The 19,070-nt window shown below is 49.9% G+C and carries 18 protein-coding genes; 8 read left to right on the plus strand and 10 right to left on the minus strand.

The genetic code is table 11. The features are described from left to right. Together RUM_RS12570 and RUM_RS12575 are read right to left on the minus strand one after the other, a co-directional pair. Entirely contained in the window at positions 1-1,131 is a 1,131-nt protein-coding gene (locus tag RUM_RS12570) for an HAD-IC family P-type ATPase (protein WP_147645562.1), read from the minus strand. 158 nt (positions 1,132-1,289) lie between these two features. After that, positions 1,290-2,186 (minus strand): HAD-IC family P-type ATPase, encoded by an 897-nt coding sequence (locus RUM_RS12575; protein WP_015557995.1) that lies wholly within the window; start codon positions 2,184-2,186, stop codon positions 1,290-1,292. Positions 2,187-2,337: 151 nt separating this feature from the next. On the opposite strand from RUM_RS12575, the gene RUM_RS04410 reads away from it, so the two are divergent. From RUM_RS04410 to RUM_RS04420, 3 genes are all read left to right on the plus strand, one after another. After that, on the plus strand, positions 2,338-2,613 hold the full coding sequence (locus tag RUM_RS04410; protein WP_015557996.1) for a metal-sensing transcriptional repressor: 276 nt from the start codon (positions 2,338-2,340) through the stop codon (positions 2,611-2,613). Between the two features lie 117 nt (positions 2,614-2,730). Continuing rightward, positions 2,731-4,608 (plus strand): heavy metal translocating P-type ATPase, encoded by a 1,878-nt coding sequence (locus RUM_RS04415; RefSeq protein WP_015557997.1) that lies wholly within the window; start codon positions 2,731-2,733, stop codon positions 4,606-4,608. Positions 4,609-4,706: 98 nt separating this feature from the next. Continuing rightward, positions 4,707-5,666: a hypothetical protein gene (locus tag RUM_RS04420; RefSeq protein ID WP_015557998.1), complete on the plus strand. Its 960-nt coding sequence runs from the start codon at positions 4,707-4,709 to the stop codon at positions 5,664-5,666. Positions 5,667-5,812: 146 nt separating this feature from the next. Here the strand turns inward: RUM_RS04420 and RUM_RS04425 are convergent, their stop codons facing one another. Continuing rightward, the gene (locus RUM_RS04425) at positions 5,813-6,253 is read right to left on the minus strand and encodes a hypothetical protein (protein ID WP_147645563.1); all 441 of its coding nucleotides are present in this window, start codon (positions 6,251-6,253) and stop codon (positions 5,813-5,815) included. 60 nt (positions 6,254-6,313) lie between these two features. Here RUM_RS04425 and RUM_RS12580 point away from each other — a divergent pair, with 60 nt between their 5' ends. Continuing rightward, positions 6,314-6,565: a hypothetical protein gene (locus tag RUM_RS12580; RefSeq protein ID WP_015557999.1), complete on the plus strand. Its 252-nt coding sequence runs from the start codon at positions 6,314-6,316 to the stop codon at positions 6,563-6,565. 322 nt (positions 6,566-6,887) lie between these two features. On the opposite strand, the gene RUM_RS04435 is transcribed toward RUM_RS12580, so the two are convergent. The 6 genes from RUM_RS04435 to RUM_RS04460 form a co-directional block, all read right to left on the minus strand. Further along, complete coding sequence (locus RUM_RS04435) at positions 6,888-8,267, minus strand: FtsX-like permease family protein (RefSeq protein ID WP_015558001.1); 1,380 nt, start codon at positions 8,265-8,267, stop codon at positions 6,888-6,890. Between the two features lie 12 nt (positions 8,268-8,279). Next, positions 8,280-9,464 (minus strand): ABC transporter permease family protein, encoded by a 1,185-nt coding sequence (locus RUM_RS04440; protein ID WP_015558002.1) that lies wholly within the window; start codon positions 9,462-9,464, stop codon positions 8,280-8,282. Beyond that, the gene (locus RUM_RS04445) at positions 9,448-10,128 is read right to left on the minus strand and encodes an ABC transporter ATP-binding protein (protein ID WP_041326591.1); all 681 of its coding nucleotides are present in this window, start codon (positions 10,126-10,128) and stop codon (positions 9,448-9,450) included. The genes RUM_RS04440 and RUM_RS04445 overlap by 17 nt, the downstream gene beginning before the upstream one ends. Before the next feature lie 78 nt (positions 10,129-10,206). After that, a complete protein-coding gene (locus RUM_RS04450; RefSeq protein ID WP_015558004.1) occupies positions 10,207-10,704 on the minus strand; it encodes a hypothetical protein in 498 nt (165 codons plus the stop codon). A gap of 26 nt (positions 10,705-10,730) precedes the next feature. Beyond that, the gene (locus RUM_RS04455) at positions 10,731-11,177 is read right to left on the minus strand and encodes a hypothetical protein (RefSeq protein ID WP_015558005.1); all 447 of its coding nucleotides are present in this window, start codon (positions 11,175-11,177) and stop codon (positions 10,731-10,733) included. Between the two features lie 402 nt (positions 11,178-11,579). Further along, the gene (locus RUM_RS04460; RefSeq protein WP_015558006.1) at positions 11,580-12,071 is read right to left on the minus strand and encodes a hypothetical protein; all 492 of its coding nucleotides are present in this window, start codon (positions 12,069-12,071) and stop codon (positions 11,580-11,582) included. A gap of 723 nt (positions 12,072-12,794) precedes the next feature. Between RUM_RS04460 and RUM_RS04465 the strand changes: the two genes are divergently transcribed. From RUM_RS04465 to RUM_RS04480, 4 genes are all read left to right on the plus strand, one after another. Further along, positions 12,795-14,996 carry a family 43 glycosylhydrolase gene (locus tag RUM_RS04465; RefSeq protein ID WP_147645635.1) on the plus strand — a complete coding sequence of 734 codons (2,202 nt, stop codon included), beginning with the start codon at positions 12,795-12,797 and terminating at the stop codon, positions 14,994-14,996. A 235-nt stretch (positions 14,997-15,231) separates the two neighbouring features. Continuing rightward, positions 15,232-15,576: an SGNH/GDSL hydrolase family protein gene (locus RUM_RS04470; protein ID WP_015558008.1), complete on the plus strand. Its 345-nt coding sequence runs from the start codon at positions 15,232-15,234 to the stop codon at positions 15,574-15,576. A 61-nt stretch (positions 15,577-15,637) separates the two neighbouring features. After that, positions 15,638-15,874, plus strand: a complete 237-nt coding sequence (locus RUM_RS04475) for a hypothetical protein (protein ID WP_015558009.1) — start codon at positions 15,638-15,640, stop codon at positions 15,872-15,874. Between the two features lie 59 nt (positions 15,875-15,933). Then, positions 15,934-18,108, plus strand: coding sequence for a family 43 glycosylhydrolase (locus tag RUM_RS04480; protein WP_015558010.1), 2,175 nt, complete (start codon positions 15,934-15,936; stop codon positions 18,106-18,108). Positions 18,109-18,254: 146 nt separating this feature from the next. Here the strand turns inward: RUM_RS04480 and RUM_RS04485 are convergent, their stop codons facing one another. Beyond that, entirely contained in the window at positions 18,255-19,052 is a 798-nt protein-coding gene (locus RUM_RS04485; protein ID WP_015558012.1) for a helix-turn-helix transcriptional regulator, read from the minus strand. Positions 19,053-19,070: the final 18 nt, after the last annotated feature.

Below are 19,070 nucleotides of genomic sequence, written 5' to 3' on the forward strand. Positions count from 1 at the left end.
TTAAAGTGCAGCTTTCCTTTGCTGGCGAGGGATCTTCAGCAACACAGCGATCAGAATGCCGGGAATGGCAACAAAGGGCAGAAGCATAGCGCCTCCCGTTGCCAGATGGGGCAGCTGGAGCAGCGGCGCAAACAGGAACACTGCGCAGAAGAATCCAAGTACGAACGCAGTGCTCAGAATGCCGTGCAGCAGGTTGAACGGCAGACTTGCCTTGACCACCCCTGCCAGGCTGATGCAACCGACAGTCAGATACATCAGCAGGCTTGCCTGTGCCCGATCCATGCCTATGCCGGGAGCAATGAGGAAAATGACAGTGCAGCAGAGGAAAATGGCAATGCTGTTTGGCAGGGCGGAACGGATCGCACTGCCCAGGAAGGTTCCCTCCACCTTCCGGTCATTCCGCTCAAAGGACATGAAGAATGCCGGAAAGGCTTCGATTACTGCGTCGATGAGGGTAATCTGAATGGGGATAAAGGGGAAATCCGTATTCAGCAGCAGGCACAGAACGCACAGCAGGACAGAGTAAATGGTTTTGATGAAGAACACTCCTGCGGATTTCGTCAGATTGTTGATGACCCGGCGCCCTTCGGAGATCACATCCCGCAGCACGGCAAAGTCCGAATCCAGCAACACAAGCTGTGCCGTCTGCTTGGCGGCATCGCTGCCGTTCCCCATGGCGAGCAGATCGTTGACTCCATCACCAGTCATGGCTACCTTATGTCCCTGCCTTTGCAGGGCGGCGATCAGGGCACGTTTTTGTTCCGGCGTGACTCTGCCGAAGACGGTGTAACGTTCTGCGGCATGCTCCAGTTCTGCATCCGTCAGCCGGCTTGCGTCCACAAAGCGTTCTGCGCCCCGGATGCCGGAACGCTTTGCAACCGCAGAGACTGCCAGGGGATTGTCGCCGGAAATCACCTTGACATCCACGCCCTGCCTGTAGAAATACCGGATGGTGGGGACAGCATTCTTTCGCAGTTTGTCCGCAATGACAATGGTGCCCATGGGCTGGATCTGGTCGGGGGTGACGGTTCCGCTGCACAGACCTACAAACAGGATCCGCTTGCCCTGCGCCATTTGCTCCTCCATGTCCCGGGGAATCTGCGGACACAGCTTTTCCGGAGCGCCCAGCACCTGGGTGCGTCCGTCCTCCAGGGTGACGGAGGACCATTTGCGTTCGGAGGAGAAGGGGACAGTGCTTCTGACATTATATGCATCCCCGGCGGGAAAGTAGTTTTTCAGCGCCTGGAAGGTGGAATTGTTGTCATCCGTGCCAGCCAGATAGGAGGCAATCAGCTTTTTGAACTCCCCTTGTCCGTTTGCGGATGGATGCTTTCCACCATCAGGCTGCCCTCTGTGAGGGTGCCGGTCTTATCCAGGCAAACCACATCACAGTGGGCGAGATTTTCCAAAGAATGCAGCTCCCGCACCAGAACATTCTTCTTGGAAAGCCGGATGACGCCCACTGCCAGCCCGATGCTGATCAGCAGAACCAGACCCTTCGGCAGCATGCCCAACAGCCCGGCAGATGTGGCGACCACCGCAGCGTCCACAGCGGCGCCCCGGAAGAAAAATGCCTGTACGAACAGCAGCACTCCCAGGGGTACGATGAGAAAACTTGTGAACCGGGTGACCTTTTTCATGGATGCCAGCAGCTCGGAGCTGCCGCTTTTGGTTTTTCTGACCTGATCCACCATTTTTGCAGTAAAGCATGCCTCTGTTCCGCAGATTGCTTCTGCAAGGCACTTTCCGGCGATGACGCTGCTGCCGGAAAGCAGCTTGTCACCAGTCTGCTTGATCACCGCCTCTGATTCCCCGGTGAGAATGGACTCGTTGACCTCCAGCTGCCCTTCTTGCAGGATGCAGTCGGTGCAGATGGCACTGCCGGCAGTCAGTACCAGCAGATCTCCCTTGCGGATCTCCTCCGACCGGATGTTCCGTTCCGTGCCCTCCTGCAGAATGGTGACAGTGGGTTGTGCCAGCAGGGTCAGCCGTTCGATCTGCCGCTTGGCTTTGATCTCCTGTATGATGCCCACAACGGTGTTGATGAGAATGATCGCAATAAAGAGAATGTTTTTCCACGCACCGACCGCAGCCAGGGAAACTGCAATCAGCAGATTCAGCAGATTGAATACCGTGCAGATATTGTCCCGCAGAATCTGTGGGATCGTTTTTGTCGAATTGTTCATGAAAACTTCTCCTGACCTTTTCTTTTCATTTTCTTACACGCTGCATCAGTGGAAAGGTTGGAGAAAAGGATAAGATCCATCCGGGTCGTCTTGACAGAATACTGCGGATGGGATATAATACATATACCCCCAATGGTAAGGAGGCGTGTGCATGAGACAGTGTATGGATGGGGATAACCTGCACAGAAGACTGAAAAAAATCATCGGACAGGTGCAGGCGATCGATCGTATGATCGATGAGGATGTGCCTTGTGAGGAGATCCTGTCACAGCTGAATGCTGCAAAGTCGGCGCTGAACGGCTGTGGAAAGGTGGTTCTGGAAGGGCATATCAAGCATTGCGTCCGGGACGGGATCGAGCATGGCGATGCGGAAAAGACCATTGAAAGCTTTACCAAAGCGGTGGAGCGCTTTGCGAATATGCAGTAGGTGCTGCCGAAAAAAATCAGTCCAGTGGGGCTGATTTTTTATTGTCCTTTTGACAACCTATACCCCCATATGTATAATATACATATACCCCTACAGGTATAGAAAGGAGCATTGTGTATGAAGCATGCATTGGAAAAACTGGAGGGACTGCTGGAGAAAGGCGGAATCAAAAAGGATATCATTCTGCTTGTGATTTCCGGCGCAGCCGTCATTTGCAGTCTGCTCAAGGTGCAGCCTCTGCCCTTTGATATGGCATGGATCGCCATTGTGCTATGCGGTGTGCCCATCATTCTGGAGGCGCTGATCGGACTGGTGACCCGTTTTGACATCAAAGCAGATGTGCTGGTTTCCCTGGCGCTGATCGCTTCGGTGTGCATCGGAGAGGACTTTGCCGCCGGAGAGGTGGCAGTGATCATGCAGCTGGGGGCTTTGCTGGAGGAGCTGACTGTGGCACGTGCCAGAGACGGCATTGAAAAATTGGTGCATTTGACACCCCGGACAGCCAGGATACTGAAAAACGGCACGGAGGTCATTGTGCCGGCAGAACAGGTGCAGGTGGGGGATCTGCTGCGGGTACTGCCCGGCGAGGTGATCCCGGTGGATGGGGTGATCCTTTCCGGGCAGACCTCCGTCAACCAGGCGGTCATGACGGGAGAATCCCTTCCTGTGGATAAGGAACCGGGAGATGCAGTCTCCTCCGGTACGGTTAACCAATTTGGCGGATTTGAGATGCGGACGGCAAGAGTGGGGGAGGACAGCTCCATTCAGCGAATGATTCGGCTGGTGCAGTCCGCAGATGCCGGCAAAGCCAAAATTGTGGGGCTTGCAGATCGGTGGGCAACATGGATTGTGGTCATTGCGTTGACTGCGGCAGCCCTGACCTGGCTGGTGACTGGTCAGATCATCCGGGCTGTGACGATCCTGGTGGTATTTTGCCCTTGCGCCCTGGTACTGGCTACGCCCACTGCCATTATGGCTGCCATCGGTAATGCCACCAAGCACGGATTCCTTGTGCGGCAGGGGGATGCCCTGGAGCGACTTGCCGGCGTATCCCGGATCACCTTTGACAAAACCGGAACTCTCACCTGCGGAAAACCCAGAGTCGTCCGGGTACAAAGCATGCTGCCCCAGCTGTCGGACACAGACCTGTACCGCCTTTGCGGTGCAGCGGAGCAATTTTCAGAGCATCCGCTGGGTAAAGCTGTGGTTGCTTGCTTCCGGGAGAAGCATGGTGACTTGCCGAATGCTGAGGCATTTCAGATGATTCCCGGGCGTGGCGTGAGTGCCGTTGTGGATGAAAAGCACATCCTCGCAGGAAATCTGGAGCTGCTGCGGGAGCAGGGAGCAATGCCGGATGCTGAAATCATTCAGGAGACGGAGTATTTTTTGTCCCGGGGCTGTACGGTGATTTATGTGGCAGTGGACGGGGTGCCTGCCGGCTTTCTGGCTTTGTCGGATACTTTGCGGCAGGAGAGCGCTCCGATGATCCGATGCCTGCATGATCTGGGGGCAGAGCCGGTTCTTCTGACCGGAGACCGTGAAACAGCCGCCGCTGCCATTGCACAGCAGCTGCATATACAGGAGGTGCATGCCAATTGTCTGCCGGAGGACAAACTGAACTATATCAAGGCATACCAGCAGGAGCACCGGCAGGTCTGCATGATCGGGGACGGGATCAACGATGCCCCGGCTCTGAAGGCGGCAGATGTAGGCATTGCCATGGGAGGCGTGGGCAGCGATATTGCTGTGGATGCAGCGGATATCGTACTGGTTGACGATGAGATCCGGGAGCTTCCGCATTTGATCGCTCTGTCCAAGCGGATGATGCAAACCATCAAGCTGAATATGACCTTTTCCATGACGCTGAACTTCCTTGCCATTACTCTTGCTGTGATTGGTACGCTGAATCCGGTGGTGGGGGCGCTGGTGCATAATGCCGGGTCTGTGCTGGTCATCACAAATTCTGCATTTCTGCTGAAACGGAGCAGGAAGTAATATTCGTTCCACAGATGCATCCGGTTGACTTTTCAATTGGCCTGTGCTAAAATAAAAACAAGATGATTATCATTTTTACACAGGAAGGGACGTTCATTATGGAGCAGAAAAGAGCAAGATTCCATATGCCTGGGTTCACGATCAATGCACAGTTCAATCTGGTGTTCCTCAATATGTATCGGAATATGCCGCAGTTTTTCCGGGAAGAAGCGGAGATTGCCTCTTTTTACGATGCATTCTCTCCAGCAGTGTGGAACGGCGGCCGAACCATCGGTGGGTACAGCTGTGACGAGGCTACCATTCGCAATATTCTGGCGGCATTCAACGACCTGGGCATGCCACTGCGGTTCACCTTCACGAACCCTGTGCTGAAGGAGGAACATCTGAAGGACGAATACTGCAATATGATCATGCGCCTTGCCAATAATGGACTCAACGAGGTAATTGTGGCGTCCCCCTTGCTGGAGGCTTACATTCGGGAAAAGTATCCGAAATATAAGATCACCAGTTCCACCTGTAAGCGACTGACGGATCCGGAGCTGGTGCGCCAGGAGTTGGAGAAGGACTACCATGTGGTGGTGCTGGATTATGATCTGAACAATCACTTTGATATTCTGGAGCAGCTGCCCCACAAGGAAAAGTGCGAGCTGTTAATTAATTCCTGCTGTGCGCCCAAGTGCCCTTTCCGGAGCGAGGAATATCGGCTGGTGGGCTTGCAGCAGATCGCCTACAACGAGCATATGAAGAAGCATCCGGATAAGCCCTTTAATATGTCTGATTATTCAGTGGATACGGTGAAGAAGAATATCAAATGTCCCTCCAGGGGCAATAACATTTTTGACAGTATGAAGTGCTCCCATCACATCAGCCCGGATGCCATCCGGGAGAAGTACCTGCCTATGGGGTATCATCAGTTCAAGATCGAAGGGCGTACCGCCAGCAAGCTGTTTTTGCTGGAGAATTATATGTACTATCTCATGAAGCCGGAGTGCCGGGATGAGGCACGGTTCTTGTTCCTGCATAATCTGGAGCGGAACGGACTCATCAAGATTGGTTAAGGCAAAATAAAAAGCCCCGATTTGATCGGGGCTTTTGTATCATGTGAGAGGACTATAAAAAAGATTTTTTAGCCTTTTTAGGTTGGTATTTGTACCCTTACAAAAAATCTTGAACTTTCAAGGTTAAGGGCGGAGGTGAGTCGCTGTCATTCGGTCAGCGGCTGCACCGATTTGAGACCGCCTTTGAATATTACGGTGACCTGTTCTTTTGAGTCGACCACTATGCATTCGAGCAGTTGGCGGACGATTTGGTCATCGTATTCCATCGGATGGTTTTTTATGCCGTCCAGTATAGTATAGATATCATCGAGTCGGGATTTTGTGTTTTCACGCCGTTGCTCAGCGTCGGCTATGTTGTCGAGCTGCTGTTGCAGACGGCTTTTTTCGTTCATGAGCCGAGTTGCAGTTTCCTCGTCAAAGGCTTCCACTGTTTCTGTGGATACTCGATCAAGCATTTTTCTGAACTCTGCGTCAATTTCGGCAATCCGCACTTGCAGGTCGAGGCTGTTGTCATTGCTCTTTTCTCTTTCGATTTCAGTGTGGAGGATCTGGCGGAGGATCTGACGAACGAATTCCTGACAGAGCACTTCGGCGATTCATACAAGTATTTTGTGTCCCCGTTGGCTTGCGATGTCAAGATGTCAGAAATGGAAGACGGCAAGTTTCAGTGGAAGTACGGCGCAAGCAATCGTATTTTTCTGCTGGAGGAATTGTGTAGTGTTGACAATCTGGAGGAATTTGCGGTCGAATATGCACAGTTCTTGTATGACCACGAGCTATTGGGAAGACATAGGATAGAAGTCCTCAGGGAGTTTCCCGAAGATGAAGCCATATGGGCAAGGAAAGGAGGGGGATATATGGAAGTCCGGACAGGTGGAGCACAGGATTTTATCTTTTGAGCTCTAATGGTTATAAGTGGGGACCCACGGTATATCATACAGGTTATGTTAAATACGATCTGAATGCAGAATGGTATCTAGCACATGAGTTTGATATAACCAGGGACTATTCTGTCGATGAGTTTTTATCAAAATATAATTAATAGGAGGATTTTAAAATGATCAATCTGACGGACATGGAGCTTTGTATGCTGGAGCAGCTTCGGCATTTGAGCAGAAGAAAACGACCATACAGGAGCATTGCTACTCTTGTATGGTCGTTGTTTCTTTTTTACCAGCTGTAATGCTTTTAGATTTTAAGTAACCTGTATTGCCATCCTGTTTATAGCAATCCTCCACGCATGGCATCATTTGTTCTTCCACGCAGCAGCGCAATCGGTCTGCATCGCACATAGTGCCACAGGATTACCGTATCCATTGCCAGAAACACCAGAAGCAATGCTCCCAGCGTCCATCCGCCGATTTGCAGATATCCCCGCAGCGGCAGGGCAAGATGCATATGGATCAAAGCATATGTAATGCGGTCAATCACTGCGAGCGCCCCAAAGGACACAAACAAGGATAGAACGGTGGATATCAGCAAGCCAAACAGCAGTTCCAGATAGGAAACCAGCAGCAGACCGGGAATGGGCATGCCAACTGCCCGGAGCATACCGTATTGACGGCACTTGTGATTCGCCTCCTCCGCAAGAATCCGGTACAGATTCAGCAAAATTGCCAGCAGCACCAAGCAGCCAAACACAGACAGCAGCCGCTCTATGATCAGATGGATCGCATTGATATTATAATAGTACTTGGCACGGAGCCAGGAGAAATGGTTGATGAAAATGCCCTGATCCTCCAGCCGGGACAGCACATCCGTAATGTGATCGTAGCTTTTGATGGGCAGCTTTACTACGGCAGAATCCAGCTGAAACAGCCTGGTTGTGTGCTCGTTGCCCTGTACGAAAATCTGGGGCATCTCCGCAAGTCCTGTACACCGGAACAGATCCCGGTTGATGACTCCTGTCAGCCGGTAGGATTCCAACAGGGGCTCTCCATCTACAAGTATGGAGAGTTTCGCTCCCAGATACTGTGCCGGATCCCCCGTAAGGCCGAACTTCTCCAACATATAATCGCTGATGAGGAGATCTCCTTGCCCGAGCTGCGCCGTACCGCACAAAAGCCACTGGGCATCCGGATACCGGTATGCGAACTCTGTCAGATCATTTTGAGAAACAATCTGCTCCGAATAGACCGCCCATATACGAAAGGGCACCGTAGTCGGTTCAGCCTCCCGTCCCGCCTCGAAGAAATCGTAGGAATAATCATTGATGCCCGGATGGGCTGTCCCGTCCAGCATCAGGGTCACGAGCCGATTGTTTACAAAGATCCACTCCTCCTGCCGCCCCAGCACCTGTACCAGATCCGGCTGGGCAGCAACCACCGGCTGGGCGATCTCATCCCACTGGACGGCTTGCTGCAACGCCCGGCTTTCTATTGGCTGACCGGATGCATCCAGGCTCAACATTACCGTTTCATAATTGGAGGAAAGTGTGCCGTAAATATATGCATCGTGTGCACTGCGCAATGCGGTGGTCAGTACCAGCCACACCACCAGCGCACAGGAGATCAGCAGCATATTGATAAAGACCCGCAGAGTATGCCGCTTTTTTCCCAGCATCGTATACGCCGCAATTCTGGCGCAATGTGTTATACGCATACAGTCCCCCCCCTATTGGTCTTCCTGCCGGATCAATTCCACCAACTCCGGCGCAGCGTATGTCTTTTGAGAGAAAATACAGGTCAGCCACAGCAATCCGGAGGTGATCAGAAGGATCAGCAGGGAAAAGGGATTCCACACACGTTCAGAGATTTTCACATCCGTAAACAGTTCATTCAGCAGATTGCCTACATATCGGTTCAGATAGGGTGCAAGCAGCATGGCTGCAAGAAAAGCCACACTCAGCAGCGCCTGCATGAGCATGCACACCGTCAGAAGCATGCTCCGGTTTTGCATGCCCAGTGCTTTGCACACGGCGAAAAAAGCAGTTCGTCTGTGAAAATAGCTTCGTGAAATGGTGAACACCATGCCGACTTCCAAAATGCACAAAAATACACAAACTACATATAAAGCGTAGACCAGAAGCATCACACTGTCCATAAATTCCTGGGCTTCATCCGGAAAGATCCGGTTTGCCCGGAGTTCCGCCAGAACATTCTGATAATCCTTCAGATTCAGCGGTGTAAGGATCACCTGCATGCTCTCCACTGTATCCAGGGATTGCAGGTACAAGGGCAGGCTGACATAATAGGTATACAAATAGATGTTCTGTTGATAGATCCCTGCAATCTGACAGGAAATGCTCTGCGCCGCCGTACTGTCTGCACAAAAGGACACGGTATCTCCGCATACTGCACCCAGCTGTGCCGCTGCATCCTCTGACAGCCAAATGGCAGCATCTGCATCGTCCTGCCGTGCCGGTGCTCTGCCGGCAATCAACTGCTGCTCCATCTGTACGGCGTGGAACGAGTGCTCCTCCGGCAGCCAGCGGATCACGCCTCCTTGAAAGGGGAGGCTGCATGCGTCGCCATTCTCCAGTACCTTCTGGGGGCTCCAGTTGGAGGGTAATCCGATGGCCGTTGCCTCCAGAAAGGAAATATGATAGTCCATCACCTTCACCGGCATCGCATCCACAACGGAAAGCTGATCCAGGGGCAGTCGCTGAATCACGATGTTGCCCTCCCCGGTGGCTTGCATATACTCTGTGATCTCCCCGGGCACACGCCTTGCCAATGTAAAGATGGAGATCACAGCGGACAATAAAATGGCGGAGATCACCCCGAAGAAAACAAATCCCTTCCACTGGGTGCGTAATTCATACCAGGCGAGGATGCCAACCTTACAACAGCGTTTCATGCAGCACACGACCATCCTTCATTGTAAGTTTCCGTTCTGCCCGGTTGGCGTCCTCTTCGCTGTGAGTAATCAGAACAATGGTTTTCCCCGTCCCATGCAGCCGGTCAAACAGCTCCATGATAATGGCAGTATTCTCGGAATCCAGATTTCCGCAGGGTTCATCTGCAAGGAGCAGCTTGGGCTGATTCACCAGCGCTCTTGCAATGCTGACCCGCTGCTTTTCGCCGCCGGACAGAGAATCCGCCCGCTGCCGCACCTTTCCGGATAATCCCACTTCCTCCAGCGCAGACAGGATCCGACTGCGCCGTTCCGCCGTTCCATATCCGGCAATCAGCAGGGGAATCTCGATATTCTGGTACACCGTATAGCTGGGCTCCAGATAAAACGCCTGGAATACATAGCCGATCATCTGGTTCCGCAGCTGCGTCTTTTTGCGCTCCGGATAACGAAGCACCTGTTCCCCGTTCCAGATCATGCTGCCGCCGGTGGGGGTATCGATCAGCCCCAGCATATTCATCAGGGTGGACTTGCCGCTGCCGGATTTTCCTACAATGGCAACGTACTCTCCCTGCTCCAGGCTAAAATCTACATGATTCAGTGCCATCTGACTCTGCGTACCGCTGCGATACTCCTTTTGCAGATCCTTACATGTGATCCAAGGCATACTGTCCTCCTGTTCCGTCATATAAAAAGGCAGCACCTCCAAGCACGCCCCGGAGGATGCTGCCAGTTTTATGTTTGATTACTCTTGCAGTACATAGTACCCATCTCCGAAGCCGATGGTTCGATCGTCCCCGTAATAGGTAAGCTGCAATCCCCAGATGGGTTCCCCGTTCTCGTTTTCTGCAATCAGATTTACATCCGGTTCCTCCATCCTTTCTAGATAATACGGCACTGAAGTCTCGTCATATGCTGCATAGTCAAAACTGTTGGCTTCTTCAACAATCTTATTTTTTTCTTCATCCGACAGCGAATAGCCTTCTTTGTGCTGCTCGCCCAAAGCGGCAAATAACCGCCGACCGGCAGCAATCTGTGCACAATAAGAATAGTCTCCATTCTGGATCCGGAAGGTGTGCGCATCCACAGTGATCTGGGAGGTGCTCCCGTCCTCATAGGTGTACACATAGGTGCCGAATGGGACTGACGCACTCTGCTGTTCCGAATCCGTCTTGCCGCATGCGCTCAGACATAGAATCGCTGCAAGGCAAAAGAGCGGCAGCCGTTGAACTCTGTTCTTCATATGAAAACTCCCTGCTTGATTCGCAATCAATCATAATAGAAGACTGCCTTGCCCTCTTTATTTCCATCTCCATCCAGATCAAGAGACGTCCAAACAACTCTTCCAGTAAAAGGGCTGAAAGAACTGCCAGCTCCCCACTGCAAACCGCTTACCGAAGTGTAACCACCCTTCTTGGGTGTTCCACTCCAAGTTGCTCTAGAAGGGGCGATTACTTTATAGTTTCCTGCAGTGCCCAAGTCGATATAAAAGTCGGTTACCGAAACCTTCTCTCGTTGTCCGGTTGCTTGCGTCAGAACCATCTTGTTTGCATGACCAGGCACAGTGTCCCCTCCGGAACAATGTGCTGTAAACTGATACACATAGGAAGTGCTTGTTTCTGAATCACTGTGAGATGCTTTGCCATTACAGCCTGCCAACACACCACCTGCGATTGCAACGAGCAGCACGCTGATGCATAATTTTCGATACCTCATAAATTTTCCTCCTTGATGTCAATACAATGTCATAATTAAATGTTTGGATTGCGCGATCCATTCTGATTATATATTATTATCGGAAAATTGTCAATAGGAAAAATAAAAACACACGCATTTTATTGCAGCACTATCATACATCTTGGACAGCGGCAGAAAAAGAGCCGCATTATCTTAGTGTCAACACTCCCTGATGTGATGTCTGGTTTATCAGGTTCAGTGGAAGTGAAAATCGGTTATGCGATACTTCCTCGATCCGATTGTAAAGGGATTTACAGCCGCTTTTTTGACGGACGCTTTCCATTATGACCGTCGCCGCTTCATCCTCGCATTTAATATCACCAGATATGAGGCTATTTTACGGTTACATGCGTAAGAGGATGCTGCCAGATTTATGTTTGATTACTCTTGCAGTACATAATACCCATCTCCGAAGCCGATGGTTCGATCGTCCCCGTAATAGGTAAGTCCCAGTCCCCAGATGGGTTCCCCGTTCTCGTTTTTCGCATTCAAGTTGACATCTGTTCCGTATAACTCTTCCAGATCATATGGAACCTCCAGTCCATCATATGCCGCAAAATCAAAGTGATTGGCTTCATCGATGATCCTGTTTTTTTCCGCATCTGAAAGTTGAAGTCCCTCCTTCTTCACTTCTGCTGACGCAGCAAAGATACGGCTGGCAATTGCAAACGAAGCACAGGAGGAATAGTCCCCATTCTGGATCCGGAAGGTGTGCGCATCCACAGTGATCTGGGAGGTGCTCCCGTCCTCATAGGTGTACACATAGGTGCCGAAGGGGACTGACGCACTCTGCTGTTCCGAATCCGTCTTGCCGCATGCGCTCAGACATAGAGTCACTGCAAGGCAAAGCATTGCAAACTGACGCTTTTTCATGTATCTTCCTCTTTCATGTCAATACAATGTCATAATTAAATGTTTGGATTGCGCGATCCATTCTGATTATATATTATTATCGGAAAATTGTCAATAGGGAAAATAAAAACGCACGCATTTTATTGCAGCACTATCATACATCTTGGACAGCGGGAGAAAAAGAGCCGCATTATCTTAGTGTCAACACTCCCTGATGTGATGTCTGGTTTATCAGGTTCAGTGGAAGTGAAAATCGGTTATGAGATACTTCCTCGATCCGATTGTAAAGGGATTTGGAGAGAGCTTGAAAGAAAATTAGAATAGTATACGAATAGGCGGCTGTGAGATTTATAGCCGCTTTTTGGGCGGACGCTTTCCATTATGACCGTCGTCGCTTCATCCTCGCATTTAATACCACCAGATATGATGCTATTTTACGGTTACATGCGTAAATTGAGAGGGATCCAGGTCAGTGTGCTCTATAAAGATACGCCTGATCTGTTTATAGATTGGGCGTTTTCCTTTCGACTCCTTGTCGTATTATGCATTGATGCCTACATGCAGCTATACTTCCCAAATGCACTTTATACAAAAAATGTTGTGAAACATCATCTTTATGTTACGATTTTTTATTGACGTGCTTTTAATATCAGTGTAAAATAAAGAAAAATACCAAAAAGGAGAATTCCCATGAACACTCACACATTCCATCAGAAGACTGCTGCGTTTCTTGTGTCAAGTGCAATGCTGATGTTCTTAGGGGCTGTCCCCAGTCTGGTAAGCACGAAAGCAGATGCCGCTTCCAACAAATCCCGTGTATCCGTACATGACCCATCTGTAATCAAGCTTGCAGATGGCAGCTATTACATCATTGGTTCACATCTTGCTGCCGCACGCTCAACGGATCTGCAAAATTGGACATGGACGGCAAACTCAAATTACGGCACGAAAAACACCACGTTTTTCCGGGATATTTACACGGATCTTGCGAAACCTGCCGGATGGTCCGGCACCAGTGAAAATTATGACCTTTCCGGCAACCTGTGGGCACCCGATATTGTCTGGAATCCCGATATGCAGAAGTATTGTATGTACCTCAGCGTGAATGGGGACAACTGGCATTCTTCAATCGTACTTTGCACGGCTGACAACATCGATGGCCCGTATCAATATTCCGATACCATCGTATACTCCGGGTTTGAAACCAATCCTGCCAATGGGGCAAACCATTATGCAAACACAGACGTGGAAAAAGTCCTCGGCAGTCATCCGGATCTTAGCCGGTATCTCAACAGCAGCGGAAAGTGGAACGCCGAATACGGCACAAATGCAATTGATCCCTGCACGTTCTATGATGAAGAAGGAAATCTGTGGATGGTATATGGTTCCTGGTTCGGCGGCATATATATGCTGGAACTGGATGAAAAGACGGGGTTGCGTGATTATACGGTGCAGTATAAAACGGAATCTTACAATGGCGCCGTACAGTCTGATGCGTATATGGGCGTTCATGTTGCAGGCGGACACTGGACTTCCGGTGAAGGGCCATACATTGAATATATGAAGTCCCCGGGTGCAGAAAAAGGATATTATTACATGTTCCTTTCCTATGGTCATTTCAACAATAAGGGCGGATACAATATGCGTGTTTTCCGCAGTGAAAACCCACAGGGACCTTATGTTGACCAGAACGGCAATTCTTCAATTTATGCACAAGCCATGGATAATATTGCAGGCAATATCGGAGAACGCCTTATGAGCAATTATCAATGGAGCTGCAATACAAAGCCAAATACAGCACAGGGACACAACTCGGCGCTGATGGACGACGACGGCAAGCTGTTTTGCATCTATCATAACAAATTTGACGATAATTATGGTGGGCATGAAGTGCGTGTACACCAGATGCTTCTGAACGAGGACGGATGGCCGACTGCAACCGCATATGAATACTCCGGCGAAACGCTTTCAGCAGACGGGCATACAATGGAAGCAATTGTCGGCAACTATGAGTTGATCTGGCACAACCCGAATCAGAAATTTGAAAATGAAAAATCCGCCGATGTGGAAAAGCCGATTCACATTACGCTGAATGCGGATGGAACTGTCACCGGAGATATTGATGCAACGTGGAAAATCACAAAGAACGGCACGCCGTATATGAGCTTCACCTGGGGTGGTGTGACTTATAAAGGCGCATTTATTGTACAGGAGGACGAATCGGATACGCCGGTCAGGAAAATGACTTTTACTGCAACAGGGATAAACATCTGCATCTGGGGCAGCAAGGAAACGGCATATAATCCTGTGGAGGATATCGTCAATTTGACACCGGTTGCCGATGGAACCTATACCATACAGAATGTCAACAGTGCGTTGTATATGCATGCAGACATGGATATCAAGAATGGCAGTGCAGAACAGAATACTGATGCACAAATCTGGAATATTACCGCAGTGGATAACGGGTGGTATACGATTCGCACCACACATGGCAAGGCACTGACTGTTGAAAATGCAAGCGCTGAAAACGGCGCAGATATTGTGATTACAGATTACATCGGCGATGCCTCACAAAGGTTCAGATTTCTGGATACAGGCGGCGGACAATATGCGCTGCTGACCGCAGTTTCAGGGGGCAATTCCTGTGCGGACGTCTACAATATCAGTAAGGATGCCGGTGCGAATATCTGCCAGTGGGAATACTGGGGCGGCGATGGGCAGAAATTTATTTTAGAGCCTGCAGTGCCGGAAAAAACGGTGCTCGGTGATGTGAATGCAGACGGCAGCTTCAACATTGCAGATGCGGTTCTCCTCCAGAAATGGCTGCTTGCAGTGCCAAACACAGAGCTTGCCGACTGGAAGGCAGGAGATTTTTGCGAAGATGACAGGCTGACAGTTTTTGATTTATGTCTGATGAAACGAGCTTTGATTCAAAATAAATGATTTTCATTTGGTGCCAAAGGCAACACCGCAATCTTTGTGCGGTGTTGCCTTTACTTGTGGGAAAAAGACATGGTTGAGGAACAGGGGGAGAACGTTGTTTTTGCTCAAAAACGTTACATTTTTGAGCAATTAATGCATTGCCTAGCTTCTGAATTCATTGTATCATTATATACAGAAAGAACTGCATCTCGGGCTTCTTACCGATATATTTTACAGATTCCTAAGGAGGGATACTATGAAGAAAGTGCTCAATTTAAGGTTGTTTTCTATAGCATGTGCGTTTTTAGCGATCATCAGCATTTTGTTTACCAATGCTTTCTCTCCTGCGATTGCTGAAGCTGTTTCTGCTGATTATCCTGCCGTTTTGCTACGGATAAGTACTCATGATAATAGTAACCATACAAGCCTTTATAACTATGGCGGTGCTGCTGAAACTGTCAAGATGCATTGTTATGCTGATACAGCAAAAACTAGTTTGGATAATACGCATTTGAGTCATGCAGGAGCATTGAAAATTGCACGAATGATCGCAGAGGAAACGAAAAAACTTGATCTGAAAATAGGAGACAAATTGCGATAACAGGTTGGGCAGCATTGCACCGAGATTCTAAACGATAAAAGATATTGCGGAGGGAACGATTATGAGAAAAAGGAAAGTTGGAATAATGCTGCTTGCCCTTGCAATGCTGGCGAACATAGCGGCGGTTGTACCGACTGGCACAGCTGCTTATGCCCAGCAAGGGACAGGGAGTTATACGATGGAGCATCTGGGTCGGGATGATTTGCTCAAAAACGTCATTTATTTGATCGATTCCTGCATTTGTTTTTTTACTGTTTTATGTTACGATAGAACCAGAAGAAAATCTGCTTGTTTCTGAAGCGGATTTGGCAGCAGGATTATATCATCCAGAAGAATGGCTGAAAAGGAGTGTGCATAATGAAACTACAGAAATTGTTCAGGAAATCGGTTTCTGCATTGCTTGCAATGGTGCTTGGAACGGGAATGCTAGTCAGTCCATCTGCTTGTCCGGAGCCAACAGCAGCGGCAGTTGGAAACACTATTTACAACGATACGTTTTGGAAGGACACATCCGGAAACAACATCTATTCTCAGGGCGGCGGCGTATTTCAATTCGGGGATACTTATTACTGGTACGGCGTGCACTACAACGGCGCAGACACATATGCCGCAAATCCGACCAAAAAGGTGAACGATACTTCCTTTCGCTCTGTGACTTGCTATTCTTCCAAGGATCTTGTGAACTGGAAGTTTGAGAACGATGTTCTGACGGCAAATACCAAGAATTTTGGCTGGACCTACTGGGTTGGACGCATGGGCGTTGCCTACTGTGCAAAGACGAAAAAGTATGTACTGGTGACCCAGTACAATGACAGCATCCTCTTTGCCTCCTGTGATACGCCTACGGGTAATTTCCAAGTGGAAACCGTGCAGGATCAGATTCAGAATGTGCTCAAGCAAGGCACTGGGGATCAGACTTTGTTCGTGGATGACGATGGGCAGGCGTATCTGGTTTGCTCTAATAAGGGCGGCAGAGGACATCAGTATATTTCCAAACTGCGGACATCGGATTTCCTGTATGCTGAACCTGCAGTGGAAGTGGCGAAGGGAAAGGGCAGAGAAGGTAATTGCCTGTTTAAATACAAGGGGAAGTATTATTTCTGTGCATCGGATCTGCACGGTTGGAATGCATCCCACAGCTATTACATGGTTGCCGACAAGATCACAGGCCCATATTCAGACTGGAAGGTGATGGAGGGAACGGATGAAGATTTCTCCTATGTGACCCAGACGGGCTTTTTCTACACTGTGCATGGCAGTAAGCAGGAGACAGTTCTGTATTGTGGCGATCGTTGGAGCGATTTTGCCGGAAACGGAATTGGCTATAACCAGTGGGTGCCACTGACGGTGAATGGTGACAAGGTGACATTCCATTCCCTGAGCGAATGGAGCCTGAATGCACAGACCGGTGAATGGCAGGTGGGCGCAGGCAACAATTATATTCTCAACCCCACTTTTGAAGCAGATCGGGTGTCCCAGACTACGCTTGCAGGCTGGAAGGCATCCGGCACCGGCAACAGCAACAAAAAGGGCGGACGTACAGGCAACTGGTGTGCACGGCAGTGGAGCGATAGCGCATACAAGGCTACTATGACACAGGATGTCAAGCTCCCCAACGGAACCTACACCATGCGGGCATGGGTAAGAAGTACGGGTGGTCAGAATTCGGCTATGCTGTATGTGCGGGGTGCCGGCGCTGATAAGATTATCAATGTGAATCGAAAAATAGACAATTGGGAAGAGGTCACTATTTCTGATATCCAGGTCACCAATGGTACCGTACAGATTGGAATTTATTCAGATGCCAAGGCGGGAAATTGGCTGCTAGTGGATGATTTTTCCTTGGTTCGGGATTCGTCTCAACCACCGGTTGTGGAACCGGATCCCATCCCCGACGGGAAGCTGATCAAGAGTCTGAACGTATATGACAAGGAGAATGCAGGCGATTGGTCAATTCAGTCCGGGCTGAATGTTGGCAGCCAGGTATTTGGGGATAGAACCTGTAAGTTTACCGCAGTGCCGGAGCTTCTGCAGGATGCAGAGTGGATCCGGACAGCTTGTGATTCAAAAAAATATGCGGGCGAGGAAGCATGCTTCACGGCAGCGAAGGATCTGACAGCCTATGTGGCAGTGGATACCCGGGCAGAGCAGAATGCGTCAGCATGGCTCAGTGGCTGGGAAAAGACGAACATGACTTTGACGGATGACGGAAATCCGGTTGTAACATATGTGGTGTATCAGAAAGACGTAAAGCAGGATGCAGCAGTGACGCTGGGTGCGATCAATCTGAACCAGGCTGTGAACTATGTGGTGCTGGCTGCGGAGAATACAGCCGAGCCGGTGATCCCCGGGGATGTAAACGGGGACGGCATGGTCAACGGCATGGATCTTGCAAGGATGCGCCGGGCATTGCTGGGACAGTCCCTGAACCGGAATGCCCTGCGCCGGGCAGATCTGAACGGCACCGGCAGCGTGGAAATAGCGGATGCGGTTGTGTTGACAAAATTCCTGTTAGGCGGTTCAAAAAATTAGCCCCCCTTGATGCTGCTGTGCAGATCTGCATATCCTGTGCAGCAGCGTATATATAAATCAGCCTCTCCGATTACGGTGAGGCTGATTTTATGATTTATTTCACCTACATAAAGGTGAAAAAGTTCCTGTTGAACATGAAGTGATGGCTACAGTTGGGCCTGCTGTGCCTTGCGGTATGCATGTGGTGTCATGCCGGTTTTGCTGCGAAAGAGCATGATAAAATAAGGCACACTGGCATAGCCGCAGGCATCGGCAATCTCCGGAAGCTTCAGGTTTGTGGTTCGCAGCAGTTCGCATCCCTTCTGGATGCGGCTGTCTGTAATGTCCTGGAGCATGGTAGAACCAAAGGCCTCCTTATAAAGATGCAGGAACCGGGATTGGCTCAATTGCATTTCCCGGGCAAGCACGTCTGCGCTCCACTCCTGTTCCGGCCAGCGAAAAATGGATTCCCTGATCCACAGTAAATGAGGCATATGCCGGGTCAGCGTCAGGATGGTATCGGAATAACGGAAGGCTTCTTGTTCGTGGAACTTATAAAGCATCATTCGGAAATACAGCGTGACGGATTCCTGCTTGCACAAGTGCGCAGAGTAAAACTCAAAGCACATGTTTCTGATAATGGCAGAGGCAGCAGCAATGTTGCCGATATAAACGGGTCTGTTCAGTGGAATGGATAGAGCTTGAAACAATTCTAACTCCTCCGGATCCGGGTAGAAATGCAGCCAGTCGTCGATGTAATCGGCACCGTCTGCACCATAGTGCTGAGGCGTATCCAGAGAATAGATCATATAGGAATTCGCTTTTGCGTGAATGATTTCTCCCTCAATGATGAATTGCGCAGGGGTCTTGACCAGCAGCAGCAGCCAATCTGATGAGCCGTTTGGTCTTTTTTTCTGAAAGCTGCTGTCGTGGATATGATGATAGCCTACAGCGCTGCATCTCATACTAGTTCCTCTCTCTTT

It is taken from the genome of Ruminococcus champanellensis 18P13 = JCM 17042 (assembly GCF_000210095.1).
Lineage (GTDB): Bacteria > Bacillota > Clostridia > Oscillospirales > Ruminococcaceae > Ruminococcus_F > Ruminococcus_F champanellensis.